The following is a 704-nucleotide window of genomic DNA, read 5'->3' on the forward strand; positions in this document are numbered from 1 at the left end:
CTGTCAAGGGATGTCAAGACTTGGTAAGGTTCTTCGCGTTGCGTCGAATTAAACCACATACTCCACTGCTTGTGCGGGCCCCCGTCAATTCCTTTGAGTTTCAACCTTGCGGTCGTACTCCCCAGGTGGATTACTTATTGTGTTAACTGCGGCACTGAAGGGGTCAATCCTCCAACACCTAGTAATCATCGTTTACGGTGTGGACTACCAGGGTATCTAATCCTGTTTGCTACCCACACTTTCGAGCCTCAGCGTCAGTTGGTGCCCAGTAGGCCGCCTTCGCCACTGGTGTTCCTCCCGATATCTACGCATTCCACCGCTACACCGGGAATTCCGCCTACCTCTGCACTACTCAAGAAAAACAGTTTTGAAAGCAGTTTATGGGTTGAGCCCATAGATTTCACTTCCAACTTGTCTTCCCGCCTGCGCTCCCTTTACACCCAGTAATTCCGGACAACGCTTGTGACCTACGTTTTACCGCGGCTGCTGGCACGTAGTTAGCCGTCACTTCCTTGTTGGGTACCGTCATTATCTTCCCCAACAACAGGAGTTTACAATCCGAAGACCTTCTTCCTCCACGCGGCGTCGCTGCATCAGGGTTTCCCCCATTGTGCAATATTCCCCACTGCTGCCTCCCGTAGGAGTCTGGGCCGTGTCTCAGTCCCAATGTGGCCGTTCAACCTCTCAGTCCGGCTACCGATCGT

At 52.7% G+C, this 704-nt stretch carries 1 rRNA gene; it reads right to left on the reverse strand.

Annotated features, from left to right (window positions below):
• A 16S ribosomal RNA gene (locus WMO17_RS13085) occupies nucleotides 1-704 on the reverse strand; the annotation flags it as partial.

Source organism: Faecalibacterium faecis, from assembly GCF_040096475.1.
GTDB lineage: Bacteria > Bacillota > Clostridia > Oscillospirales > Ruminococcaceae > Faecalibacterium > Faecalibacterium taiwanense.